This is a genomic window from Streptococcus sp. NPS 308, from assembly GCF_002355895.1.
Lineage (GTDB): Bacteria > Bacillota > Bacilli > Lactobacillales > Streptococcaceae > Streptococcus.
Genome location: NZ_AP017652.1, coordinates 991,458 through 1,017,179 on the forward strand (window position 1 = coordinate 991,458; position 25,722 = coordinate 1,017,179).

Sequence of the window (25,722 nt, forward strand, 5' to 3'; positions counted from 1 at the left end):
TTCTAAAACTATTATAACATGTTTTGTTGGGAATTCCAGATACAGAAAAGCTCCTCTCACATTTTAAGCAAGAAGGAGCTAATGAATATTGAATCTACTTAACCAAATAAGCAATCAGGGTTATAATCCATAGATGAGTTGGGTAGAAAATATAAAAGAAATATTTACTCCAACTAGTTTCTTTTCCTCGCTGTCCATTATACAAGGCCATAAAAGGAAATACGGTGATAAAGAGCCAGTCAGAATTGAAAAGCATCATTTCCAGTGTTTGGTGCCAAGTGTCGTAAATTTGGATGGAAGTCACTAACAAGAAGGCCCACAGAAAGGCATAGAGGAGATTTCGCAAGCCCTTGCGATTTCGACAAGAGTAACTAATCAATAGAAATGGTAGCATGGTGATACCACCCTCAGTAAAAAGACAACCGAAAATCAAGAGCCCAGCAACTCCAATCCGACGCCACAACTTCTCCTTTTTATCCAACTCTTTTCTGGGAAAACCAATCCAAAGCATGGTAACACCGATGGCCAACGTCAAGAAAATATTATTAGTGACCATTACTCCCTTAGAGGCAAATAGGGCATTGAGGAGGCTATTTCCAGCAAACATGATAAGCGCACAACTCCAAAGGCGGATGAGGTAGTTTTTCAAATTTCGAGTATGGATGAAGCCTTCCATAGCCATATAGGCAAACCAAACTCCCACACAACGGGTCATAGCGTGAAGAATACCTTCCCACATAGGAGAAACGATCCCGGTGATATGAGGGATATGGTCCAGAACCATTACTGCCGCCATCAGATACTTCAACTGCGTCGCATTCCATTTTTTCATAATAAACCTCTTTCTTTTTGATCTACATAGAGTATAGCATACATTTCTACGTATAATCGTACACCCATCTTACATTTAAAAAGCCTATCTTACATTTTTGTAAGACAGGCGTGAATATTAAAAGTTTATTATGAAATTTACCTTCTAGTCCGTAATTCGTTGGTACATTTCTGGTCTTCTATCACGAAACAGTCCCCAGTTGAGGCGTTCACTTGCACCCTTGTCAAGGTCATAGGTCGCTAACAGAACAGCTTCACCTTGTCTTTCAGCTTTCTCTAAAATAGCTCCTGTTTCATCCGTCATAAAGGACGAACCGTAGAAGTCAAGACTAGAACTCTGTCCGCCATTTTCCTCACTAGGAGTGACTTCTTCCAAACCGTAGCGATTAGCTGCAATGACTGGGACAATATTTGCTGCTGCGTGCCCTTGCATGGTACGTTGCCAGTGACCACAACTATCTGTATCCAAGATAGGTTCCGAACCAATAGCTGTAGGATAAAAGAGCAATTCTGCCCCATTCAACGCAAGACAGCGCGCTGTTTCAGGGAACCATTGATCCCAACAGATGCCAATCCCAATCTTAGCGTAGCGAGTATCCCAGACCTTGAAGCCAGTGTTACCAGGCGTAAAATAAAACTTTTCTTGATAATAATGGTCATCTGGTATGTGGGTTTTCCGATAAACGCCCAGCACTTCACCATCTGCATCAATGATGGCGATTGAGTTATACAAGACATTGCCATCTTTTTCGTAGAAACTAATGGGTAGAACAACTTCTAGTTCCTTAGCAATCACTTTAAAATGCTGGATGGCGGTATTTTCTGTCACTGACTGGGCATACTGGTAGTAGTCATATTGGCGTTCCTGACAGAAATAGGGACGTTCAAACAACTCGGGTAAGAGAATGATTTGTGCACCTTGCTTTGCAGCTTGGCGAACTAAACGTTCCGCTGTTTGGATATTTGTTGCCACATCCTTGGCACATTGCATCTGGATCGCTGCAACTCTAACATTTCTCATCTTTTTCTCCTATTCTGGGATTTGTTGGGTGATACAGTGGATATTTCCACCACCTAAAAGAATGTCTCTGGCTGGAATTCCGACAACTTTACGGTCTGGGAAACACTTGCTGAGGATATCCAAGGCCACTTGGTCGTTTACATCCTGAAACTGGGGAACCAAGACAACCTTGTTAGCGATATAAAAGTTTACGTAGGAAGCCGCAAGCCTTTCACCTGCGTATCGCTCCTCTTCCCCTTCTTCATAGATGTAGCCTGGCAAATCCTCTCTGGTTACAACTTGATGCAGAGCTGGAATTGGAAGTTTATGAATGGTAAACTTCCGTCCTTTTGCATCTGTTTCCTTCTCTAAAAGGGCAAGGTCAGCTGCAGACATGGCATACTGAGGATCGTTTTGATCATCTGTCCAAGCTAAGACAAGCTCAGCAGGGCCAACGAAAGCGGCAACATTGTCAACGTGTTCATTGGTTTCGTCCTGATAAATACCATAAGGAAGCCAGATAACTTTTTCAGCGCCAAGGCACTCTAATAAGGTGTTTTCAATTTGCTCTTTAGACAGGTGGGGATTGCGTCCAGGACTGAGTAAGCAACTTTCAGTCACAAGAATGGTCCCTTGACCATCGCTATGGATTGCTCCGCCTTCCAGTACAAAAGGTTTGGCATCGTAAACAGGCATTTCCAATGCCTCAGCAAAACGACTGGCTACTTGGTCATCCTCTTCATAATCTTGATAAAGACCATCGACAGCGCCACCCCAGGCATTGAAAGACCAATCGACTGCCAATTTTGCTCTTTTTTCATTGACGAGAATGGTCGGCCCCGTATCACGCGCCCAGGCATCATTAGTAGGAATATCAAAATAAACAACCTTGTCTCCAAGATAGGATTGAGCTTCAGATAGATGGGCCTGCTCCACCAAAAGATAGACTCTTTCCCCTTCTGCTATGGTCTTGATAATCTGAGTAAATGCTCTTTTAGCAGCCTTTCCTTGGAAGGGCCATGAACCTGGTCGAGTTGGCCAGATCATGAGGGTGCCATGATGGGGTTCATACTCTGCTGGCATACGATAGCCTAATTTCTTTGGACTGTCCATCATGATAATCTCCCTTTAAAGTCTTGATAACCGAAGGCTTTGACTAAGCTGCAGTCTCCCTGCTCGTCCATGAGATAGAGACTTGGCAAGCCAATACCGTTAAAGGTATTATTTTTGACAAATGAGTATATTGCCATGTCTTCGAAATAAAGTCTATCACCGATTTGGACTGGATTTTCAAAGCTATAATCTCCAATCACGTCGCCCGTCAGACAGGTATTAGAAGAAAGTCTATAGGTATGGGCTTTTTCCTGCGGTTCAAATCCATTTCTCAAAGGTGGACGATAGGGCATTTCAAGTACATCTGGCATATGGCAGGTCGCGGAGGCATCTAAAACCAAGATCTCCATACCGTTTTCGACAATATCCAATACTTCCGTTGCTAGATAACCCGCATTGAGCGCAATAGCTTCACCCGGCTCGATATAGACCTCAAGATTGTAAGTTTCTCGGATACGCTTAATTTCAGAAATCAGCAAATCCACATCGTAGTCGTCTCTTGTGATGTGGTGTCCGCCACCCATATTGAGCCATTTTACCTCATGTAAATAAGGACCAAACTGCGCTTCTACTGCTTTCAAAGTTGTCTCTAAATCCTCTGAACCTTGCTCGCAAAGGGTATGAAAATGAAGCCCATCCACCAAGTCCAGCAAATCACTCGGTATCTTGTCTAGGGTAACTCCAAAACGAGAGCCAGGAGCACAAGGGTCATAAAGCGCGTGGTCACCCTGCGTTGAACATTGAGGATTGATGCGAAGACCGACACTGATACCTACTTCACGACAACGTTGACCATATTTTCGTAGTTGTCTCTCTGAGTTAAAAACAATATGATCAGATATTTGCAGTAGCTCTTCCATGTCTGCATCCTTGAAAGCAGGTGCAAAGACATGGACTTCCCCCGGAAACTCTTCTCTAGCTAACTTCGCTTCATAGAGTCCACTAGCCGTTGTACCAGAGAGATACTGGCTAATTAGTGGATAGGTTTTGTAGAGGGAATATGCTTTCTGGGCAAGCAAAACCTTGCAACCAGCTTCTTCTTGTACATATTGTAAAATGCGACAGTTGGCTTCTAACTTTGCTAAGTCAATGATGTAAGCTGGTGTTGGTACATGTTCTAGCTTCATTAGTCCACCATTTGTGGGTTTTCTACCACAACCCATGGCAATCCGTACTCATTCAAAGCTTCCATGAATGGATCTGGATCCAACTCTTCAAGATTGTAAACTCCAGGTTGTTTCCAAGTACCGTTCATAACCAATTTTGTCCCAATCATGGCTGGAACTCCTGTTGTGTAAGAAATAGCTTGTGAACCAACTTCTGCGTAACATTCCTGATGGTCGCAAACATTGTAGATGTAGATGGTCTTTTCAACACCGTCTTTGACACCTGTAAAGATACAACCGATATTGGTTTTACCAACAGTGCGTGGTCCAAGGCTGGCTGGGTCTGGAAGTAAGGCTTTCAAAAATTGGATTGGTACAATTTCTTGACCGTTAAAGTTAATGGTATCCGTACGAAGGAGCCCTACGTTTTCCAAGCATTTCATATGCGTTAGATAAGATTGCCCAAAGGTCATAAAGAAACGAATCCGTTTGACACCAGGAATGTTTTTGGCAAGTGATTCGATTTCTTCATGGTGAAGGAGATACATATCTTTTTGTCCAACTTGAGGGAAATCATACTCACGCTTGATAGACATAGCTTCGACTTCGACCCATTTTCCATCTTCCCAGTAAGAACCTGGCGCAGAAACCTCGCGGAGATTGATTTCTGGGTTAAAGTTTGTCGCAAATGGATAACCGTGGTCACCACCATTACAGTCTAAAATGTCGATATAGTGGATTTCATCAAAATAGTGTTTGAGAGCATAGGCTGAAAAGACACTAGTCACACCTGGGTCAAAACCAGATCCAAGCAGAGCTGTCAAACCTGCTTCTTTGAATTTCTCCTGATAAGCCCATTGCCATGAGTAGTCAAAGTAAGCTGTAAAACCAAGTTCCTTACAACGCTTCTCATAAATGGCACGCCACTCAGGATCTTCTGTATCCTCTGCCTCGTAGTTAGCTGTGTCGATATAGTGAACTCCAGTCGCTAAACAAGCGTCCATAATGGTCAAGTCTTGGTATGGTAAAGCTACGTTCAAAACAGCTTCTGGCTTGTAGCTTTCAATCAAAGCAATCACTTCTTCAACCTTGTCAGCGTCAAGGGCAGCTGTCTCAATCTTTGTACTTGTTTTGCCTTCTAATTTAGCCTTTAAGTCATCACATTTTGACTTGGTACGGCTAGCAATCATAATCTCTGTAAAGGTTTCGCTATCTTGACAAATCTTGGAAATAGCAACTTGGGCAACGCCCCCACATCCGATAACTAGTAAACGACTCATTTTTTTCCTTCCTCTTCTTCTAAAATGTCCTCAACATACTTGGGCAACATGAAGGCCCCCACATGTAAGTTTGCGGTGTAGTATTCTGTGAAAAGCTGACGTTTTTTCCAGCCTTCCTTGTCAAAATCTTTGACAGGGTGGTATTTTTTAGATGCAAATCCAAATAGCCAATAGCCAGCTGGACTGGTTGGGATATGGGCCTGATAAACCCGACTGATTGGAAATGCTTGATTGACCTTGCGGTGCATACTTCGACAAGCTGACTCATCCTCGTCAAAGAAGGGACTCCCATGCTGATAGATCATGATTCCGTCCTCTTTGAGAGCCCTATAACTATTGCCGTAAAATTCCTTGGTAAAGAGCCCTTCCGTATGTCCAAATGGATCTGTCGCGTCGTTGATGATAATATCGTAGTCATCTTCGCAGTTTCGCAAAAAGCGTAGCCCATTTTGGTAGTAAATGGTAACACGAGGATCATCTAGCCCTGCAGCAAAATCTGGGAAATACTCACGACAGACTTCAACCAGCATTTCATCCGGTTCCACAATATCGATTTGTTCCAATTCTGGATACAGTGTCAAAACTTGGGCAACACCACCGTCACCACCCCCAATAACCAAGACTTTCTTGGGATTTGGGTGGACAGCCATGGGTACGTGGACCGTCATTTCATTGTAAACAAAATCATCTGCATCTGAAAACAAGACGTGCCCATTTAAAATCAGTATTTTTCCAAAAGCTGGCGTATCTAAGACTTCGATATCCTGCCATTCACTTTTTCCAGCGTAGAGTTGCTTGGCAGTTCTCAAGGATAATTTCACATCTGGAGTATGAACTTCAGAAAACCATAAATCCATCTAGTTCTCCTTTCTCTTAATGACGTTGATGTGATTGACCTCTGGATCTTCCGTCCCTTGGAGGGAGCAACCACGTTCCTTTGCAAATTGGATATAGTCTACAATTTCTCGTGTAATACGTTCACCAGGAGCCAAGATAGGAATTCCTGGAGGATAGCACATGACAAATTCTCCGCAGACTTGTCCAACTGACTCGTCTAAGGTCAAACTTCTTCTCTCTGAATAGAAGGCTTCTTGCGGAGATAGCACCAACTCAGGTTGGATATATTCTCCAGCAATCAAGTCTTTCCCATCTCGTGAATATAGTCTCTTGATATCAGCTAAAGCACCGACCAAGCGTTCAATGTCTTGGATACGGTCACCAATTGAAATATAAGCTAAGATATTGCCGATATCCCCGAATTCAATCTGAATATCGTATTCATCTCGCAAGAGATCATAAACCTCAATCCCTGTTAGTCCAATACCCTGAGTATAAACGGACAGCTTGGTCACATCAAAATCACAAACCGACACACCGTCTATGAGCTCTTTTGAGTAGGCATAGTAACCACCGATAGCATTGATTTCACGACGAGCGTACTCGGAGAGCTCAATGACTTTCTCAAAAGACTCTTTTCCACGAAGGGCTAAGTTGCGACGAGAAATATCCAAACTAGCCATAAGTAGGTATGAGGCAGATGTAGACTGGGTCAGGTTGATGATCTGACGAACGTACTCAGGGTTCATCTGATTCCCGATAAGTAAAATGGAGCTTTGGGTTAAACTCCCGCCAGACTTATGCATAGAGACCGCAGCCATATCAGCCCCTGCATCCATAGCAGAAATTGGAAGCTTATCTGTAAAATGCAAATGCGCTCCATGGGCTTCATCCACTAAAACCAGTATGCCTGCTTCATGAGCCATTTCTGTTAAACCCTTGAGATCTGAACAAATTCCATAGTAAGTAGGATTGTTAATCAAAATGGCCTTGGCATCTGGATGCTCCTTAATTGCCTGCGCAACACGGTCATTTTCAAGACCTAAAGCGATGCCAATTTTAGGATCTACACTCATCTCGATATAGATGGGAATGGCACCACATAGAACCAGCGCATTGATAGCAGATTTGTGGACATTACGTGGCAGAATAATCTTATCTCCCGCCTTGCAGGTGGAAAGAATCATGGTTTGAACAGATGAAGTTGTTCCACCGATCATGAGAAAGGCATGCGCTGCTCCAAAAGCATCCGCAGCCAGCTCCTCTGCGTCTCGAATAATCGAAATGGGATGGCCTAAATTATCCAAGGGTTTCATAGAATTGACATCAATGCCAACACATTTTTCTCCCAACAATTCAACAAGTTCTGGATTTCCCCGTCCGCGTTTGTGACCTGGTACATCAAAGGGAACAATCCGTTTCTTTCTTAGCTTTATCAGACCTTCATAAATAGGGGCCTGATTTTGATCTAACTTTTTCAAGACATACTCCTTTACCGTATTTTTAGCTCCTCAAAATGATGAGGGCGACCAAAGGTTGACTTATGAAAAAAGAGCAGGTTTTCACCTGCTCTGCAATCTTCTGACGTGTTTATTTTGGTTTCTGTTGAGTATGTCTGTTCCCGATGTTTCCTAACTCTCTAGTAGCAAATATTACGTACTTTATTGATCGTTTCACAAGATGACGTGTGCTTTCACCACACTAAAATTTATGAATTAGGACAAGCGTCCTAACATCAACTTATAAAAGTAGGCTTTTAACCCTATCAATAATGTGGCTTTTCAACCACGCTTCGGCATTCAACCCTGCCTGTCCGTAGGCATTTTTTACTCGGGTTTATATTTGCTAGAAAACATCATCTCATTTTCTAAGCCTTATAACTATATCATGTTTATACAAGTTTGTAAAGTATTTTGTGAAAGCTTTTTTAAAAAAAATAATTTTTGTTCGTATTTTTAATATATCTAAAAATTAAAAACTATTTCAACTTTGCCTTTAAATAATAAAATAGGAACTAGGTTTGGTAGCTCCTATTCTTCATATGATGATTTAAAAGATAATAAAAGTATACTATGACACAATGCACCAGTTTTCATATTCTAAAATTAAATTAGAGATTAGACATTAAAAGAATATAAAGGAATGTATGTTAATGTAATTGTATCATTAAAACTTAATCAGCATCAACCCCGATCTGGTATTTTTGACAGTGAAGGCATCTAAAAAGGTAGCCACAAAGAGAGCCATCCTTAACCAAGTATTCTTCAATATCTTGATATTCTCCACGCTCTTCATAGTCTGCCAAGACTTGCTCGGCAATTCCCATGGCCTTTAATTCTCGAGTGCCAACTGTACCCAAATAAGCACAATAATCCTGACAACAAAAAAGCCAATTTTCTCCCTGCCAACTAGAGTAGCCAGGGGTCTGGCAAAAAAAGCACCTGGTCTTTTTCTGGATCCAATTCACCCTGACACTCAGCATCTTGAACAAATTCTGCATCGAATTTCTTTGCTGCTAGCCCGTTTGCAATACAAAATGGACAAAGATTTTTGATGTTGTCAATACAATAAGGCATCAAGTTATAATATATATTGCTTTCTTTCCCACAAGATGGACAAAGCTTGGCTTCTCCCTCTACAAAAGCTCCCGTTGATAGAGGATCTGGATGGTAGATAAAATGTGGCAAAGACTGTGATAGCTCTGTTCTCTGCTTCTTCTCTTCTTTTCTTAGAGGACGAGGAAGGGCAAAGCGATCTCCATGGCTTTGACTCATCTCTGCTAAGTGAGCTAATTTTTTAATTTGTTTTCGATCTGGCTTAGTGATTATTTTGGTAAATAAATCATAGGCACTAGCGTAGAGACCTAATTGCTCATAGAGATCTACTAAGACTTTCTTCGCTTCCAAATCATCAGACTTAGCTAATTCATCAACTAATTCATAAAGAGCTGAGACACTTGGTGGATTGCCCTCTTGGGCTATATATTGCTTCTTTAAAGTAATGTATTTTTGTAAATATGGATTCATAGGATTACCTTTCTAATGGATTATAAAAACCTTAACAAATAGTCACTAAGACATTTCCCTTGAAATCTAAGATTTTCTTGTAAAAGTCTTTCATTTTTACAAAGCTGGTTCGAATATCATCCTTGATTTCTTCCTCTTCATCAAGATAATCCCAAATATCGGGATACAAATCTGCCTTCTTGCATGCTTCCATGCTAAAGTCTGCCAGAGCCCTATCCATGTCAAAATTCTCTAAAGCTTGAACAATCTCAGCTATCTTTGAGTGTTCAGTATAGGATATATATTCTGAAACATTTTCTAAAGGGGTCACTCCCAAGACAGCTTCTCTCAAGGGATTGTCATCCAAAAATTCTGAACTACTAAATCCTGTCAAGACAAAGACCAAGGCATCCCACATTTTGTCGATATCTATTAAGATATCATGACTATCAGTGGAATCCTCAGCAAAGTCTAACAAGTCATCTTCTTGATTGGAAAGACCTTTTATTTGTTCTAATTCATTATATGCTAAATATTGATAATTGGCAATCATTCCCATGATGTTACTCCTTTGAATCAGTTAGTATCATATGGATATTTCTAGCTCTATTTCCCTAGAAAGTGCTATAATGTAGCTAACAAAATTGTCTCTAGCAATTGAAAAACGGGAGAAGTAGTCATGTTCACTAGTATTATTTTAGGGTTTTATGCTCTTTTCTTTCTATCTTTATCCTTTACTATCTATCTCTATATCAGACTTGTAGTTGCGGTCAGACAAGGGAAAGATGTCCCAAAATGGATTTATAAACTTGGCCATGCTGTTCAAGGAAGAATTCACGTTGACTATGAAGAAATCACTGATGCTAATGCCCTTAAAGAGATTCATTGGTTCTTACTAATCTATTTAATCGTAAATCTACTCGTATTGACTGTCTTCTACTATCATGGTAATAGCTTTCCTCAAGCCATTTATGAATGTTTGAAAAAACAATTTTTTATCGTACTTGTTAGTATGGTTTTAAAAAGTATTGGCAAATTTGTTGTACTGGCTATAAGAAAAAACTTTCATAACAGTCATGTCTATGCATCAACCAACGCTGTTATCGGGACAGCTTTTTTAACGAGTTATGTTTTTATGTTTTGCATGATGATGAGTGGTCTTCCGGCTCAACCTGTTCCAGTAACCATTCAAGATACTACTGTAATTATCGGTGAGAGCAAGGCTTCCGAGCTTTTGGACCAAGGCTTTAGCTTCGAAGATAAAAATCCAGATAGTTCCATCACCAATCCAAAAAACGACCACTTCTACTACGGTCAACTTCTCGAAGTCAAGCGGGATAATCAGTCCTTTGGCTTTATGAGCCTCACTCCCACAGGTAAAGATACTGATCAGCTCAAAAACTGCGTCATTACCTATTACAGAACACCTAAGGATAACAAGCAACTAGAAAAAATATCCATCAATCATGTCAAGCTAGCAAATCTCAAGCTCCAAGATTTTCAAACACGAAAATTAATCGATATCTTTGAAGTTAATCCTGCTGATTATAATGCCTCTGATAAGGATGACAACTTTATCTTAACCATCCAAACAGCAGATTACGACCTCTGGAAAAGGTACCGGATTGAAGCAAAGTTCAATTCAGATGGTTCGATTAATAGCTATGGAGTCAGGGCCCAGCATAGCATGTGGGAATAATACACCCTTATTTTCCACTTATCAGATAGACATTAGACTGAAAAAATATCATCGACAAGTTTATAGGTTTCGATGAAACGAAGGCCAAAAGAACCTTTATCTCTAGTGATTTCTTCATAAATATCTTCTAAATTTTGAGCAGGTGCCAACAACCAAAGACTGAAAGGTCTAAGTTTCACCTGTCCAATTTTTTCAATATTATCTAATAATTGGCCTAAATCTTTGTGATTGAACCAGCAATCTGTATCCAGAGCAAACTTCGTATTGTCCATCTTACAGGAGATTTGACTGGTCAAAAAATCATCGATGGTGGGCTTTTTTGTTTGTAAGAGGCGCGTGCAAGCTAGATGGTACTCAAGCTTTCTAGGACTCTGCTCAACCATAGATACAAAGACAAGACCATACTCATCTTCGAACTTAACAGCAAGGATATCTCCTTCTTCAAAGTAAGGTTTGCGTTTGGTTTTGGCTTTAGGGACCTTTAGAGGCCTAGGATTTTCAGTTAGCAACTGAACTGCAAGTTTTTCCAAGACCTTTTGCCTTTGCTTCAAAGCCTTTGAGTCTATTTCCAACCAAAATGGATCAGGACCTTTTTTGATAAGCTCCAAGGTTTTATCTCTGATATCGTCTGTCAGGTGACCAATCTTCCACAGTGAATAGGCAAGAGCAGTCCAATAAATTTCTGTAAAAAAGTCTGTTTGACAGTAATCTTTCTCCTCATCGAGGATATCCTTTATAATGTTCGCCACCTGTTCGCCGTCTCTATAGCGACCGACTACTTCATTGTAAATATCATAACCTTGATCACTGTCAATTATTTTAACGCCATCAATAGCCATACTCAACTCCTATATCTTATTAAATCTCAAAGCTTATTTAATCTTATGCTTATTCATTTTCTCTTGGAAAATATCTGTAAGAATTTGTCGCAATTCTTGAGCTTCCTTTTCGGGAAGTTGGCCTTCTTGTTCAGCTACAGCATACAACTCTGGATACTCGAGCGAGATTCTCTTAATCGTACGTGTAATCGCATGTTTTCTAACAAAAAATGGAATACGCTTAATGTATTCTTGAGGGATCAGCGCGATAATCTTGTCAGCAGTTTCTTTATCACTCAGTTTAGAAAAAGTTAATCCCTTTTTAATCATTTCTTGTTCTTGTTTCGTAAAATCTTGTAATTTCATATGTCTACTCCTCATCTTCCGTCACTTCCCAAACCTCAGCTTGGTAGGGTTCTCCATCTTCATCATATCGATTGATATAACTAATAAATCTTTCATTATTTCTTGGTCTCTGCTGGTTTCCTTTGATAACCCAAACAGCCCATACTCCGACTAAGACAATCATTATGAATACCAGTACTACTTCCATTTCAATGCCTTCCTTTAGAATTTAACCCACTTATCATTATCCATAATAAATGGCTTAGCTAGTCCTTCACCTATGTAATCCGCATATTTGGTGGATAGATACTTGTAACAGTCTTCCTTGCTCGCAAACTTAATAGCTTGATAAGGCTCTTCAAAAGTCAGTTTTTCTACAAATAAGAAACCATCATCAGCTGGCACTAAAATACCAACGTGTCCAACAAAAAGGAACTCTCCATCCAAATTATCGTGCAACACAACAGACAACATCCGAGCTTTATCATTGAATTGAAACTGGGAGAAGAATTTCTCCATCTTCTGCGCGTGAACTTTTACATCCGTAGTCGCTTCCGTCTTCACCCTAGAAAATAGAATATCAAACTCTTCCTTGTCTTTCGCATCAAACACCTTTCCCTTATCGATAGCATCATTATCCACAAAAAGTAGCTGATCATTCTTTTCAAGCTTTGGAATTGTGACCGAATTTTTCAAGAGCGCATAGCTATTGATGCGGCAGTTGGTTCCGACAAAGTCACCCTTTTTTTGATTCCATAGATTACTAATTTTCTCTACATCGTATTCTGTCTTCGTAAAGGAGGCAAAATTTCCACTTAAGCCAGTGGAGCCGACAGTCGCATTATAGTCTGTGACAAGATTGAAAAATGCCTCAACACTATTTGGGTCCAAGTGAGCTGATAAGAAAGATTTGACCTCTTCGGTACTGACTTGACCGTTTAGATTGGAATATGAAGCCGTCCAAGGAACTTTATCTGAGCTGGTCTGTGTCTGGTTTGCAGCTTCAGTGCTCGTATTATTTTGCTGACAAGCAGCCAATCCAAGAAATAAGGGCAAACACAGTCCCAAGGCTACTACTTTTCTCGTTCGTTTCATGAAATTTCCTTTCTAAAGCAAAAGTCTCTATTTTTCTTTAAACACTCTTCACTAATACCTCATCCGATAATCCGTGACTTAGCTTTATTATACTACATAAGTCAAAAAAAGACTGCACGAATCACCTATTCATAACAGTCTTTTTGAGTACGATTTTTATCGGATGATAAAACCTTTAGGCAAAATCGCCAGTTGCAGTCCCAATTCTTGGCAATGACTGGCTAGCACTACAGAATCACGGTCTACAAGATAGTTTTCACTTGATTGGTTAAAAATAGCTTGGACCTTTTGTCCATCATAATCCCATTCAAGAGCTAGCACGTCCGGCTTAATTTCTTTTAGGCTATAGGTGCCATGTTGGATAATGCCTGAAACCTCCTTACGAAGCTGAATCAACTTCTTCATAAAATTCAACATCTCATTGCTATCGGAAACACGTTCCCAAGGCATGACACGACGACAATCCGGATCTGGTCCTCCATCTAACTCCAACTCAGTTCCATAGTAGAAACACGGTGTCCCTCTTTGTAGAAAGAGGCAAGCTAGGGCAGACTTAACCAGTTGGGCATCTCCCTTGGCAGTAGCCAAAATGCGTTCCGTATCGTGAGAATCTAGAAGATTAAACATCACTTCCGAAATCTGTTGTCTATAGTACATTGATTGGCTATTGATTTCATTGATGAATTGAGGTGTCTTCTTAGTCCCTCGCAAGAAATAATCCTTGATGCTGTCGGAGAGAGGATAGTTCATGACTGCGTGGAATTCATCTCCATTTAGCCAAGGCTGAGAAGTGTGCCAGACCTCTCCAAGAATATAAAGGTCAGGCTTTTTAGCCAAGACAGCCTTACGGAAATCTCTCCAAAATTGATGGTCTACTTCATTTGCCACATCCAGGCGCCAAGCATCAATACCCAACTCTTCAATCCAGTAGGTCGCAACCTTTAACAAATAGTCCCTCACTTGAGGATTGGCCGTATTGAGCTTGGGCATATAGCTGGCAAAAGCGAAGGTATGATAAGGAAGTTTTCTTGGGTTTCCCAGCTTATTCTTGCTCACTGGAAACTCCTGAACATGAAACCAGTCTTTATATTCCGACTTTTCACCATGCTTGAGGACATCCTGCCACTGTGGAGACTGATCCCCGATATGATTGAAAACAGCATCCAGCATGATTTTCATGTCTCTCTGATGGGCCTCCTCCACCAGTTTACGAAAGGTTTCCTTATCTCCAAAATGATGGTCAATTTCGAAATAATCCGTCGTATTATACTTGTGATTGCTTGGGGATTCAAAAATCGGACAGAGATAAAGTCCTGTGACCCCTAAGTCTTGCAAGTAATCCAGATGGTCAATGATACCTTGTAAATCACCACCAAAGAAATCGCTCGTCTTTGGTTTGATAGAGGAATCCCAAGCCAGAGCCCCTTCTGGAGAAATCTCAGGATTGCCATTAGCAAAGCGTTCTGGGAAAATCTGGTACCATACCGTCTTTGCTACCCAGTCAGGAACATGACAAGCATCAATCTCATGAATATAAGGAATTTTAAATCCATTTCCTTCATAATGAAGATTTTCTAGCGTGTTTTCAACACATCCCTTATCGCCATAAAAAATACTCTGACCTTGCTTATCCTTGAGTTCAAAGAGATACTGGAGTCGCGCATAGCCAACCGTAACTTCCACTTGCCAGTAATCAAATAAGGCATCGGAAGTTACTTTGACCATCGCCTTGCTTGCTTCATAATGGTCCTCTAAAAAGATAAAAGTGTCTCCATAATGCAAATGGATACTTTCAATATCATCTTTCTTAGTCCGGATACGAATATGCATTATCTTTTCCTTATAAAGATAAGCATACTCCGACTCTGGTCTATGGTAAATGGCTGTTAATTCCATTGTTCTGTCTCCTAGTTTACTTTTATTCATCTTGCTGCGCAAACGTTTTCAAAGTCTTGATTCTAGTATACTACTTTAAAATTTTATTTTCAAGCCTTGTCTGTAGTTTTGAGTGGATTGTTTATATAAATAAAAAAGCAGCCAGTCTTACAACCTGCTACTTTTCAAATGATGATTTACAAATGTCTTTCCAGCCATTCTATCTTTTTAAAATCCTTATTGTTATTGTGGTCATTTCGATAGGAATCTTGGGAAGAAGCCTTGTAAATACTTAAATACTGTTCTAAACTTGGAACGCGAAAAGTGATGTTTTCAAGATGAATCAGCTCTATATCCGATTCCGAAACTCCTGCAAAATCAGGTAAAGAATCGATACTTCCAAACTCGACACTCAGATCATCTTTTTGGAATTCGTGCTCGTGAATATCTACCAAGGTATAGCCTAAGTGGTTCATCACTTTCATTATCTTGTCCCAGTCATAAATCCTGAGATGATCAGGCGCATCCCAACCTCTAGGGTCACCAGGCACATGAATATCAATGTCAGACGGCTGCCATTCTTCATTTGAACGGTATTCAAAACCCAAAGAGCCCATGAGCGTCGGAGTGATTCCGACTTGATTTAAATGAGAACAAATTGTTCGAAATTCATCAAATAGAGAATTCATTCCTCCTCCAATCATTGATATGAAACTCGATTTCGCAGTGAAAAATAAACTAATTTCTACCTTCTACTCTTTCGGTTTTGAAAATACTTCTACCCGCTGAGCTAGGACTTTGATTTCTACAGGTAGGTTATCCGATTTATCACCGTCAACATCTGACTCCAATTCACTATCTGAAGAGATCTTAATATTACGCGCTCTAATATACTCAATATTATCATTGCCGACAACATCTCCTTTTAGTAAATCAGGAATGACGGATAATTTTGAGAATATAGAAGCATCTTTTAGAATCAAAATATTGGCATAGCCATCTTTGTCTTCTTCAAAGATTTTCTTATCAGCGAAGTAATTTGTCAAGAGAACCAAAACATGACTAGCTTCACCAACATAATTTCCATTTTCAGTCTCAACCTTAATGTTAAAGACCTGATCCGTCATGACAGACTTCATGGTATTTACAGCATAGGCAAAGATACCAAATTTTGTTTTGTCCTCGATTTCAACATTGTGAATCGCCTCAGGCAGAGAACCGATACTAAAAATATAACCAAAATAGTTGTCATTTGCTTTACCGATATCAATCTTGTTGGTTAAGTTAAAATCGAGTTCATCTATCGCGCCATCGATATCTTGATTGATTTCCAACAGTTTCGTAATGAGGTTACCCGTCCCACCAGGGATAATCCCTAACTTAGGAATGTAATCTCTCTCAGCAATACCTGAAATGACTTCATTGACAGTCCCGTCTCCACCGAAAACAACCACTGCATCGTACTCCTCACGAGACGCTTCTTCAGCAAAAATTGTTGCATCCAACGCTTTTTCGGTAATTTTGGTTTCAACATATTCAAAGTATTCTTTTGCTTTATTCTCCAGCTTGACCTTATAATCCAAAGCCTTCTCCCCACCAGAGGTAGGATTGATAATTAACATTGCTTTTTTCATTGATTTTCTCCTTAATATTCGTTTGAAACCTTTATATTTCATTATATGAAACTAAATGTACCCCTATTATACAATGAAAATACAGAAAAGAGAAATCTGACGTACCGGAGATTGAGAGAATCAGTTCTAAAAAAAGTTAGATATGCTGAAAATGATAAATACCTTCTAGTTTATTTTTTTACCAATCGATTAAAATCAACCAAATATAAAATCCCAGAAATAAGAGCAAAAATTGCTGAAAAAAATGAAAGGAAGGGGATAAAACCTGTGATAGATGCAACTAAGAGAAACAAAAAACTTTTCTTACGACCGTTTGATTCTTTTCTATAAATGAAAATTGCAAGTATGGAACAAACAAGAAATATAAAACTAATTAAATTTACTGAGAAAGCCCATGCTGGTTTATCAACAAAATGAAGAGCCCCATTGATAAATCTTATCTCCCATCTATAGAAAAATGCAAATGCAATAATGGGAGAGCACGTTAAAGCAAAAATTCCATTAAAAAAAAATAAACTGTTTGATTTCATATTCAATCCTTTTCTGTACTTATCCATCGCTAATTAATAGATTCACTTTTTAAAAATTCTTTAGACTTCTGTACGATATAGAGCTGTTCATCTTCTTGAGCGAGTTTTCTAAACAACTCATTCGCCCTAGTCATATCTCCTTTTAATTTAGAGTTCAAAGCTTGATAGTAAATGATTTCCAATTGTTGATATTTAAATTCGTTTTCCAATTCTTCAAAGTAATCATTGGATTGATGAGCAATTGTTAAATCGTATAGAGCAAAACTCACGTTTTTTGTTCTCTCAGCTAGAGTTGGATCTGATATGGACATTTTATTTAATATAAGATCAAGCTGGTCCCTGGTCAGATTAGGGTTTGCAAGAACTGTCGAACGAACGAGGTAACTCTCTAAGAAATCCCTGTATTTCGGCTTCAGTTTTTGATCAGTCATTGCTTCAGAAGCCTCCTTAATGGCAGCATCGAAATCACCAATCATATAGGAATACCCAACAGATGTTAGCGTCACATCCAATTTTATAAGAGCTCTTTTTGCACTTTTGTTCAACTCAATGTATTGCTGCCATGATAGTAAATCTAAGTCCATATGCAGTAACTTAGTACCACTCCTTAAATACCCTCTTCTGATTAGAGCAATGAAAAGAAATAAGAGTGCATTTATGAATAAAATACAAAAGGTTTGAATAGTCCTATCTTTCACCATCCAAGCTATAAAAAGACTGAGAAGAACAGCCAAAACAATCACGACTTGTCTATAAAATCCATATTTCTTGCGTATTTCTAAATAATTCATTTTTACTCCTTTTCTAAATTACAATGTGGCATTACGAGAGAAGTTCTGAACCTTAAATGAGTCATTGAGCAACATAAACACTTTCTTCGCTATTACATAATTTTTTCTGATAAAATAGCCCAATGTGACCTGCAAAAGAGGATCATAAAATAGCTTTCATCTTTCATCTTAACTTATAACTTCTCTATTCTATCAAAAATAATCTCTTGCTTTTCGACACTTTCTCGGAGTGGTGACATGCCTAAAATCACTGTAAAAAGTCCCAATAATAGAATACTATTAATAACAAGTAGGGCTCCCTCTGTTCCATTAACTGTATATAGATAAAATGCAAAACATCCAAGAGTCGGAACAAGGATAAAAGGAAGAAGTTTGTAATGTTTTAATTGACGTTTATTTCCAACTGGTTTAAAGGTTATTTGATAGTTTGAAACTTTATTCTCAAGTCTTTTTTGGACGCTATGACGAGCTCTTATGGCAATGAACCAGAAAGCAAGATAAGCTAGGAAAATGAATAGGCCATATAAGCCTATCTTTAAAGGAAGGTTGTGACTAATCCCATTGTTTCTAAAAAAATTTGTCACAAGCCGATAGCCAGATCCCCCTATTGCTGTACCAATTGCAATCCCAATTGATTTACTCATAGTTGGAGCCACACTTTCAAAACGCGTATCTCTTTTATCTAACTTTTGCATTTTTGCAGTAATCTCATCAGGAATAGAACCCCAGAAATAGGATTTTGGTCTAACAGTCGTCAAATCTAGAATATACTTTTCTCCCTCTACTTCTACTATTTTGAAAAATACTTTATTCGTTTCTTTAAATTTTACTTTCATAGTCACCTTTAAATTCTTCTCAGAGTTAAAAAACTCTTTTCAATAACATTCCTAAATCGTTAGCCCCGTTTTTTAATAATAGTTAAACCAATTTTGACAGACATCTCTTTCGATGTTAACTGTATTGTGATCCCATAATTTGTTTTATCTGAGTGATTTATTCTAATTTGACATGTTGTTTCCTCTGGTAAATCATATTTGCTTTTCAGTTTATGAAAGAGTTCAGAGTGAGTGTCTGACTGGTAGATAATTTCATTAAGCTCTGTTGTACCAGTTTTTATCGTTCTTTTTATATTCAAGGAGTCAAAAACATCTCTTTTGACAACTAAGTTAAGAATCTCTTCATCAAATAAAGGGTCTATCTCCGAATCGTAATGCAACTTGCCATTAGAATAACTAACGGGAACCGTTTTTTTGTTTTCTCCGATTTGTATTCTATAGTCACCCTTACCCTCTGCCTTGGTAATGTCTAGGTCAATTTCATATCTTTTGACTTCGTCACCATTTTTTATATAGACTCTACTTTTATAAGCTTCCAGCCCATTAAAATCCTTCTGCTCTTGTTCCAAAAATTTAAACATGGGATCAAACGTTTTTTCAAAATCGTACTGTTCCTTTGTTCTATTTTGGGGAATGGTTTCGCTAACCAAACTACAAGCATTCAATGAAGGTGCTGTCATAAGAATAAAAAGAGCTCCAGTTAACCATAAACACCATTTAAACTTTTTCATATTTTATTTAATCCTTTTTTCGAGTCATAAAAGTAAGATTTTTTCAAAAATTTATAAATGTTTAGTTTAACTTACACTAGTTCTACATCAACTCCAGCTGCAGCAAAAGTTTCCTTAACTTGTTCAAAATTACTTGACATGATTGTCGCTTGTTTTAAATTTCGGAACTGCTTTAATTCAGCCAAACTAACCTCATTCAAATCAAAAATACTATCCTCACCATCCCACTGAGGAATCAGATTCATAAAGATTTCATTACCGCCATCCATATCAATCTCTTTTACAAGACTTGCATACTTCTGTGAAATCTGAAAATTTTTAAAGTATTCTAATGCAGGCTCGACAAGTTCTGTACTTTCTGTATCAATATCCAACTCGCTAAATTCCTCTGAAAAATCAAAAATATCAAAAGCTGGCTTTAAAACCTCTAAATCATACATCAATACTTGGATAATAGCTAGTTTAAAATTCAGATTATCAAAATGAAGATATTTTTCTTGAACAACTTTTGGATTTGATTTTTGACGTTCATGCTTGATTTCTGGATAGTAAGAAATGGTGAGTGGATATCTCATTACATCTGGTCTTCCATTAAAATTGGTTCCACGAGGGGTCCATAAAATAAAATTGAAATCCCCAGTTCTGTGTCTATCATAAAGAAAATAGGGAGGCTTCCCATCAGTGGATACTACGGCTTGACAAGGCATCTTGGGTAATTCTTCTTCCCCAAACATAGGTTTTACAACATCACCAAAGTAGAAACTGATAGTAGAAAGTAGATGCTCATCATCAATATAGACCCTGCATTTCTTTAAATGATTCTTGACAGAAAACGAATGTTCAAATACAATACCAGCATTGTCGTAAATGTACTTTATGTATTTATTTTCTTTTTTGACAACCTGATCAGGCTTTCCTAATACAGCTTCAATATCTTTCAAAGATAAAGGAAAAGACAAGCTGGTTCCGTTCATTACCATTGAATTGTCATGAAAATTGATTTCGAGGTTTTTAGGACTTTTCTTTTTAAAAAAACTAAACATTTGATTCTCCTATTTATAATTTGTTTATCTAAATGCATCAAATCTATTTTTCTAACATCAGAAAATTTACTGTATAAAATAAAGTTTTGCCGTATTTTTCGTCCGTAGGATTAAAAAAGCAGGAAGCCTTCTGAAAATTAATTACTCTTCACTAATAGACTTACCGCCTCTGCATGTGCTGAGAGCTTTCTTCTATACTAATAGACGAAAGGGTGTGAAAATGATTTTTAAATGATACTGTGGAACGGAACAGTAGCCCTAGTATTGACTACTGTCGTTTCTATTCATATTGGCTATTCTAGGACTGAGATGAAAAAATCTATAAATGCTCAGAATAAAATTGAACCCGCAAATCTCCCCAAAACAATGGTGAGTCATGTACTTGTATTATTCCGAAAAAATACACCTCTGGTGCAGTGAGACAAATTGGTGTATCTTATAGTGGCTTCGTAGATGAAAGCTATACTCTACTATCACTCTTTGATGATGTAGAACAAATTGAAAAAGATAATAGACTTCAGACAGCTATTGATGTTGTCAGAGAACAGTTTGGTTTTTTAGCCATACAAAAAGGAACCGTCCTAACTGAAGGTTCCAGAAATATTGAACGCAGTAAACTTATCGGTGGTCATTCCGCGGGTGGATTGGAGGGATTAAAATGAAACAAGAAAAAAATACAGTACAATTTTCAGAAATCCGTAGCAAAGGATGTAATGATATTGAAATGCTTGAAAGATTTTTACATGGAATCGTTGAAACAGCAACTTCAAAACTTCGTCAGAGAAAACTCAAAACAACTGAAATATCGATACGACTAGTACATGCTAAATCTGAAAACCGATTACCATTGGAATTTACATTTAGCATTAAGCCAACAAGCTCATCTGTGATAATCTATACTGAGGTAATCAATCGCTTTAAAGAATGTTACACAGGTGGGGGAATTCAAGGTTTTACGATTCAATTTGATAAAAATACCCTTGCCTCTGCATAGAAAGGATTTGATATGATTGACCGTTCATATTTACCATTTCAATCAGCAAGAGAGTACCAGGATACAAAGATGCAAAAATGGATGGGCTTTTTCCTATCTGAACATGCATCAGCACTCTCTGATGATACAAACAAAGTAACGTACATGTCTGACTTATCACTAGAGAAGAAATTATTACTCCTCAGTCAAGTATACGCCGGGCAGCTACGCACACGCATTCAAGTGATTGAAAAAAACAAGCGTGTTTCCTACACTGGAACAATACCAAGTCTGACCAAAGATTTCATTTTGATAAAAACTACAACAGGTCACATCAATTTGAAATTAAAAGACATTATTAGTATTGAACTTGTCGAGGAGGTGCTCTATGAATCAGCTTGAGTTTCAGCGTAATCACCTACAAATGGACTATTATAGCGAGAGCTACCAAGATTTTGAACGTGACTTCTACCGCTACTCTAACATGAATATTCCATTGACCTTCCTAACTGATGATATCCTAAAAACAATGGCGACTTCACGTAAGAATTACTTTGTCCTCAATAAGGAAAAGTCCAGAGATAACCGCGATCACTTCTTCATATTTGAAGTAAGTACCGTAGATGAGAATCCGCTAATCTATCATTATACATATAAGAAAACTACAATATATTTAGCAGAAAAATAGGAGCAGTTCAATTGACTGTTCCTATTTTTAATATTCATAAAATCTAAAGTCTTTATACTCTTTAACAATGGAGTCGCCAACCAGAACAGACTATACTGACCAGCGACTACCTTAAATTTAATGTTTCAGATTTATTTTCTTATCTCTAATTTCATAAACTACATCTGCTACATTTTCGAGTAATCGTTTATCGTGGGTGATAAACACGATAGTTCCGGTGTACTCCTTCATTAGTATTTCCAAAGCCTCTAAACTTGGTATGTCAAGGAAGTTACTGGGTTCATCCATTATTAGGATGTTATATCTACCCATGAGCATTTTAGCAAGCAACAATTTTATAATTTCTCCACCGCTTAAAACAGATAAACTTTTTCCAATATCGTTCTGTTTGAACCCCATAGATGCTAGCACTGAACGAATTTCTGATATATTGTAGTCACAATCCTTCTGCATAAACTCCATAACATTCTGATTACTGTTGTACTTGTAACCATTCTGTGCAAAGTAACCTATTTTTGCCTTAGGCGAAATAGAAATTCCTTCTTCATGGTTTAAGATCATTTGGATTAAAGTTGTTTTTCCGATTCCATTACCACCAGTTAACGCCACTTTTGCTCCTAACGGAATTTGAAAAGATGCATTTTCAAACAGAGCCTTATCCCCAAATACTTTATTAATTTCTGCACCGACTATAGGGTATGGATTATGGAGCTCCAATGCTTTACTTTGCCTGAAACGAATTCTGCGAATGCCTTCCGGAGCTTCTACTTTTCCTAAGGCCGCAATCCTGTGCTCTAGGGTTTTAGCAGCATTATACATCTTTTTTTCCTTACTTCCTATTGATTTTTGATGAGCTAAACGCCCTCCGTCTTCAGTACTTTTTTTCTTTGAAGAACCTTTTGCCTTCTGTTCTATTTTACGAGCCTGTTTTCGCTTTTCCTCCGCAGCCCTTTCCAATCGGGCACGTTCCGCAATAAATTGTTCGTATTCTGCAGCTTGGCTCTTACGTTCTTCCTCTTTCTGACGAAGATAATCAGAATAGTTTCCCCAATACTCAGTGATTTTGCCATCTTTCAGTTCCCATATTTTATCTACTATTTCATCAAGAAAATAGCGGTCATGGCTAATAACTAACAGTGCACCTGTAAAATATTTTAGCTGTCCTATTAGAAAATCAATTCCTTCACGGTCTAAATGGCTCGTAGGTTCATCCGCTAAAATACCATGAACCTGTGCCGATAAGGCCTGTGCTATTTTAAGCCTTGTTTCTTCACCACCGCTCATAGTCTGTATATTTAATTGCTCAACACCTAGCTTGCCTACAAGTGCAAAATCTTTTTCCTCCTGCAGAGTTACTTCGTCCAACTGGGGAATATAGGCAAGTTCACCCAGACGATTCATTTTACATCCTGGGGGAGTTAATTCTCCTAAAAGTACCCTGAGTAAAGTGCTTTTTCCAGCACCATTTGCTCCTACTAAACCAATACGGTCATAATCATATACTTCTAATTCATTTATATCTAAAACATCGCGTCCTTTGAATTCCACACGAATGTCTTTTGCTTTTAATATTAATTCCATAACATTTCCTCCTGTCTATAATCGCATGCTTTCATTTGCTTGTATGCAGGGAAAACCCTGCGATTTTAGCAGGAAGAGTTACATGAAAATAAGATACATAAATATTCCTCCAATATTGTTTATTTTAAATCTAATTTTCTAACCTCAGTTATCATTTGGCAAACTATAGCAATGCCAATAATTAAAATACCTGATAGTAAAAACCAATGATTTACACCGATTTTATCAGCAAAGAATCCAGAAAGAATTAACCCAATTGGCATAGCAAGTGACATGATACTTCCGATCAAAGAAAATACACGTCCTAAATATTCAGGCTTAATTTTCTCCTGAAAAAGAGCTGTTTGCACACCGCTATAAAATGGCACCGAAAGCCCCATTATTGCACAGCAAACTACGAATATTACAAATCCATTTGGAGGAAGTATTCCCGAAACGGCTAAACTGGTCCCCATTATAAAAAATGAACTTGTTATTAGTAATACATGCTTTTCGAAGCCCCCTAATCTTCCTAATAATAAGCCTCCTGCTAGCATCCCAAATGCAAAGGAAATTTCCGTAATAGAAATATGCACAGGCGTTCCATTAAAGTGTTCCATGCTTATTAAAGGAAATAGTGCATTGATTGGCATATAAACAAAAGTATATAGTGTTCCTAAGAGTAATAAGGCAAACAATCCTTTGTTTTGTCTCAGAACCACAACTCCTTCTTTCATCTCCCTTATGAAATTTGGTTCTAAACTTTGCACTTGATTACCCAGCTTAGGTATACGTACAATTGCTACCGTAATAGATGCAATCACAGCACCCAATACGTCGATGGCAATAATAGCATTTAAATCCCAAACGGAGTATAAGAGTGCTGCAACTGCCGGACTAACAATATAGCTTATAGACTGCAAAGACTGACTATAGCCTGCGCATTTCGTTAGCTGTTCTTCTGGTACTAAAAGTGGTGTAACCGCATTGAGTGCTGGGGTATGAAAAGCTGTTCCAATGCTACGGATAAACAATACTATCATAATCATCCAGACAGGTAGCTCCATACAGAATGCAACAATAGCAAGCACTGCACCAGCTGCTGCGATAATTAAATCGGCACCAATCATTATCTTCTTCCTATCATGACGATCCACTAGCACACCAATGGCAGGTCCCAAAATCGCATAGGGTAAAAAACCTACTAATGAAGCCATAGACAAGACCATCGCAGATCCTGTTTTTTCTGTAAGGTAAAAAATAATCGCCATTTGCAGGATGGCACTAGTGATTAATGATACTGCTTGCCCTGCCCATATTGCATAAAATTTTCGTTTCCAATTGTTGTATTTTTCCATTTATATTATCTCCTGCATATTATTTTGCTTGAATTTCTATTTTGAATAGCATTCTAGGCAATAAAAAATGCAGGCCAAACCCCACAATGTGGCTTTTGGTCTGCATACATACAATTTGGAAACATTCATATTAAAGACATAGTTAAATAAAGGTATAGTTAAATAACCAATATCCTCACCGTAACTAATGAATGCTCAATATCGTATAAATAAGCACAACAAAAAAGCCTATCATCGGGTATAGATTCTGCTTTTTTTATTGCCAGCTTATCTTAAACGCATTGAGGCTGTCATAGTTTCGGTTCCTCCTACATCTTTGTTTATATCAATTTATAGTATAACACAACAAGATGATATGTTCAATATAAAAGTTATGGAATGAGACTCATACTTCCAATTCGATGCCAGATTTAAAGGATATGACGAAGTTTTCTTCATAGACTGTAACGCTCTGGATTATCTTCCTTAGTAGCAAGCGATTAGCTTTCACAAAATCTTCTGTTTGTAGTTTTAAAAATTCATCAGGATTTTCTAACTCAACCTCAAAATATTTCATTTTACATTCCCTCATTTC

The 25,722-nt window shown here is 38.2% G+C and carries 28 protein-coding genes and 1 pseudogene; 5 read left to right on the forward strand and 24 right to left on the reverse strand.

Annotation, left to right across the window (positions count from 1 at the left end; genetic code table 11):
* Positions 1 to 94 precede the first annotated feature (94 nt).
* The 9 genes and pseudogenes from SNAG_RS05175 to SNAG_RS05215 form a co-directional block, all read right to left on the reverse strand.
* Positions 95 to 832 carry a TraX family protein gene (locus tag SNAG_RS05175; protein ID WP_096407207.1) on the reverse strand — a complete coding sequence of 246 codons (738 nt, stop codon included), beginning with the start codon at positions 830 to 832 and terminating at the stop codon, positions 95 to 97.
* Between the two features lie 144 nt (positions 833 to 976).
* Positions 977 to 1,852 carry an N-carbamoylputrescine amidase gene (aguB, locus tag SNAG_RS05180; RefSeq protein ID WP_096407209.1) on the reverse strand — a complete coding sequence of 292 codons (876 nt, stop codon included), beginning with the start codon at positions 1,850 to 1,852 and terminating at the stop codon, positions 977 to 979.
* Positions 1,853 to 1,861: 9 nt separating this feature from the next.
* Complete coding sequence (gene aguA, locus SNAG_RS05185; RefSeq protein ID WP_096407212.1) at positions 1,862 to 2,947, reverse strand: agmatine deiminase; 1,086 nt, start codon at positions 2,945 to 2,947, stop codon at positions 1,862 to 1,864.
* Complete coding sequence (gene nspC, locus SNAG_RS05190) at positions 2,944 to 4,071, reverse strand: carboxynorspermidine decarboxylase (RefSeq protein ID WP_096407215.1); 1,128 nt, start codon at positions 4,069 to 4,071, stop codon at positions 2,944 to 2,946. Before nspC ends, aguA begins: the two co-directional genes overlap by 4 nt.
* Positions 4,071 to 5,330 carry a saccharopine dehydrogenase family protein gene (locus SNAG_RS05195; protein ID WP_000088775.1) on the reverse strand — a complete coding sequence of 420 codons (1,260 nt, stop codon included), beginning with the start codon at positions 5,328 to 5,330 and terminating at the stop codon, positions 4,071 to 4,073. Before SNAG_RS05195 ends, nspC begins: the two co-directional genes overlap by 1 nt.
* Positions 5,327 to 6,187, reverse strand: a complete 861-nt coding sequence (gene speE, locus SNAG_RS05200) for a polyamine aminopropyltransferase (RefSeq protein ID WP_000366713.1) — start codon at positions 6,185 to 6,187, stop codon at positions 5,327 to 5,329. The genes SNAG_RS05195 and speE overlap by 4 nt, the downstream gene beginning before the upstream one ends.
* The gene (locus SNAG_RS05205; protein ID WP_096407217.1) at positions 6,188 to 7,648 is read right to left on the reverse strand and encodes an aminotransferase class I/II-fold pyridoxal phosphate-dependent enzyme; all 1,461 of its coding nucleotides are present in this window, start codon (positions 7,646 to 7,648) and stop codon (positions 6,188 to 6,190) included.
* A gap of 692 nt (positions 7,649 to 8,340) precedes the next feature.
* Positions 8,341 to 9,193, reverse strand: a pseudogene (locus SNAG_RS05210) (CbrC family protein).
* Between the two features lie 31 nt (positions 9,194 to 9,224).
* Entirely contained in the window at positions 9,225 to 9,731 is a 507-nt protein-coding gene (locus tag SNAG_RS05215; protein ID WP_096407220.1) for a YfbM family protein, read from the reverse strand.
* A gap of 120 nt (positions 9,732 to 9,851) precedes the next feature.
* Between SNAG_RS05215 and SNAG_RS05220 the strand changes: the two genes are divergently transcribed.
* On the forward strand, positions 9,852 to 10,871 hold the full coding sequence (locus SNAG_RS05220) for a hypothetical protein (RefSeq protein WP_096407223.1): 1,020 nt from the start codon (positions 9,852 to 9,854) through the stop codon (positions 10,869 to 10,871).
* A gap of 32 nt (positions 10,872 to 10,903) precedes the next feature.
* Here SNAG_RS05220 and SNAG_RS05225 read toward each other — a convergent pair whose 3' ends face one another.
* The 12 genes from SNAG_RS05225 to SNAG_RS05280 form a co-directional block, all read right to left on the reverse strand.
* Positions 10,904 to 11,710 (reverse strand): hypothetical protein, encoded by an 807-nt coding sequence (locus SNAG_RS05225; protein WP_096407225.1) that lies wholly within the window; start codon positions 11,708 to 11,710, stop codon positions 10,904 to 10,906.
* A 33-nt stretch (positions 11,711 to 11,743) separates the two neighbouring features.
* Positions 11,744 to 12,055 (reverse strand): hypothetical protein, encoded by a 312-nt coding sequence (locus tag SNAG_RS05230; protein WP_096407228.1) that lies wholly within the window; start codon positions 12,053 to 12,055, stop codon positions 11,744 to 11,746.
* A gap of 4 nt (positions 12,056 to 12,059) precedes the next feature.
* Positions 12,060 to 12,242, reverse strand: coding sequence for a hypothetical protein (locus SNAG_RS05235; protein ID WP_096407231.1), 183 nt, complete (start codon positions 12,240 to 12,242; stop codon positions 12,060 to 12,062).
* Positions 12,243 to 12,256: 14 nt separating this feature from the next.
* Positions 12,257 to 13,129: a DUF4300 family protein gene (locus tag SNAG_RS05240; RefSeq protein ID WP_096407233.1), complete on the reverse strand. Its 873-nt coding sequence runs from the start codon at positions 13,127 to 13,129 to the stop codon at positions 12,257 to 12,259.
* 156 nt (positions 13,130 to 13,285) lie between these two features.
* A complete protein-coding gene (locus SNAG_RS05245) occupies positions 13,286 to 15,025 on the reverse strand; it encodes a glycoside hydrolase family 13 protein (RefSeq protein WP_096407236.1) in 1,740 nt (579 codons plus the stop codon).
* Between the two features lie 176 nt (positions 15,026 to 15,201).
* The gene (locus SNAG_RS05250) at positions 15,202 to 15,693 is read right to left on the reverse strand and encodes a phosphoribosylanthranilate isomerase (RefSeq protein WP_096407239.1); all 492 of its coding nucleotides are present in this window, start codon (positions 15,691 to 15,693) and stop codon (positions 15,202 to 15,204) included.
* A 63-nt stretch (positions 15,694 to 15,756) separates the two neighbouring features.
* Positions 15,757 to 16,638, reverse strand: a complete 882-nt coding sequence (locus tag SNAG_RS05255) for a diacylglycerol/lipid kinase family protein (RefSeq protein WP_000710098.1) — start codon at positions 16,636 to 16,638, stop codon at positions 15,757 to 15,759.
* A gap of 170 nt (positions 16,639 to 16,808) precedes the next feature.
* Positions 16,809 to 17,168: a hypothetical protein gene (locus SNAG_RS05260; RefSeq protein ID WP_000841611.1), complete on the reverse strand. Its 360-nt coding sequence runs from the start codon at positions 17,166 to 17,168 to the stop codon at positions 16,809 to 16,811.
* Positions 17,169 to 17,197: 29 nt separating this feature from the next.
* Complete coding sequence (locus SNAG_RS05265) at positions 17,198 to 17,959, reverse strand: hypothetical protein (RefSeq protein ID WP_096407241.1); 762 nt, start codon at positions 17,957 to 17,959, stop codon at positions 17,198 to 17,200.
* A 173-nt stretch (positions 17,960 to 18,132) separates the two neighbouring features.
* The gene (locus SNAG_RS05270) at positions 18,133 to 18,795 is read right to left on the reverse strand and encodes a DUF443 family protein (protein ID WP_096407244.1); all 663 of its coding nucleotides are present in this window, start codon (positions 18,793 to 18,795) and stop codon (positions 18,133 to 18,135) included.
* Between the two features lie 59 nt (positions 18,796 to 18,854).
* On the reverse strand, positions 18,855 to 19,526 hold the full coding sequence (locus SNAG_RS05275) for a hypothetical protein (protein ID WP_096407246.1): 672 nt from the start codon (positions 19,524 to 19,526) through the stop codon (positions 18,855 to 18,857).
* Between the two features lie 71 nt (positions 19,527 to 19,597).
* On the reverse strand, positions 19,598 to 20,569 hold the full coding sequence (locus tag SNAG_RS05280; protein WP_096407249.1) for a DUF6892 domain-containing protein: 972 nt from the start codon (positions 20,567 to 20,569) through the stop codon (positions 19,598 to 19,600).
* Positions 20,570 to 20,985: 416 nt separating this feature from the next.
* Between SNAG_RS05280 and SNAG_RS05290 the strand changes: the two genes are divergently transcribed.
* The 4 genes from SNAG_RS05290 to SNAG_RS05305 are packed head-to-tail and all read left to right on the forward strand — an operon-like array spanning position 20,986 to position 22,230.
* Positions 20,986 to 21,231, forward strand: a complete 246-nt coding sequence (locus tag SNAG_RS05290; RefSeq protein ID WP_001813542.1) for a hypothetical protein — start codon at positions 20,986 to 20,988, stop codon at positions 21,229 to 21,231.
* Positions 21,228 to 21,563 (forward strand): DinB/UmuC family translesion DNA polymerase, encoded by a 336-nt coding sequence (locus SNAG_RS05295; protein WP_000806926.1) that lies wholly within the window; start codon positions 21,228 to 21,230, stop codon positions 21,561 to 21,563. The genes SNAG_RS05290 and SNAG_RS05295 overlap by 4 nt, the downstream gene beginning before the upstream one ends.
* A 12-nt stretch (positions 21,564 to 21,575) precedes the next feature.
* Positions 21,576 to 21,944, forward strand: a complete 369-nt coding sequence (locus tag SNAG_RS05300) for a hypothetical protein (protein ID WP_000567222.1) — start codon at positions 21,576 to 21,578, stop codon at positions 21,942 to 21,944.
* A complete protein-coding gene (locus SNAG_RS05305) occupies positions 21,931 to 22,230 on the forward strand; it encodes a DUF5960 family protein (protein ID WP_001072467.1) in 300 nt (99 codons plus the stop codon). The genes SNAG_RS05300 and SNAG_RS05305 overlap by 14 nt, the downstream gene beginning before the upstream one ends.
* A 117-nt stretch (positions 22,231 to 22,347) precedes the next feature.
* Here the strand turns inward: SNAG_RS05305 and msr(D) are convergent, their stop codons facing one another.
* The 3 genes from msr(D) to SNAG_RS05320 all read right to left on the reverse strand — a co-directional run bounded on the left by msr(D) (position 22,348) and on the right by SNAG_RS05320 (position 25,704).
* The gene (gene msr(D) / locus SNAG_RS05310) at positions 22,348 to 23,811 is read right to left on the reverse strand and encodes an ABC-F type ribosomal protection protein Msr(D) (RefSeq protein WP_000420313.1); all 1,464 of its coding nucleotides are present in this window, start codon (positions 23,809 to 23,811) and stop codon (positions 22,348 to 22,350) included.
* A 119-nt stretch (positions 23,812 to 23,930) separates the two neighbouring features.
* Complete coding sequence (gene mef(A), locus SNAG_RS05315) at positions 23,931 to 25,148, reverse strand: macrolide efflux MFS transporter Mef(A) (protein ID WP_000417519.1); 1,218 nt, start codon at positions 25,146 to 25,148, stop codon at positions 23,931 to 23,933.
* A 385-nt stretch (positions 25,149 to 25,533) separates the two neighbouring features.
* The gene (locus SNAG_RS05320; protein ID WP_000873143.1) at positions 25,534 to 25,704 is read right to left on the reverse strand and encodes a hypothetical protein; all 171 of its coding nucleotides are present in this window, start codon (positions 25,702 to 25,704) and stop codon (positions 25,534 to 25,536) included.
* Positions 25,705 to 25,722: the final 18 nt, after the last annotated feature.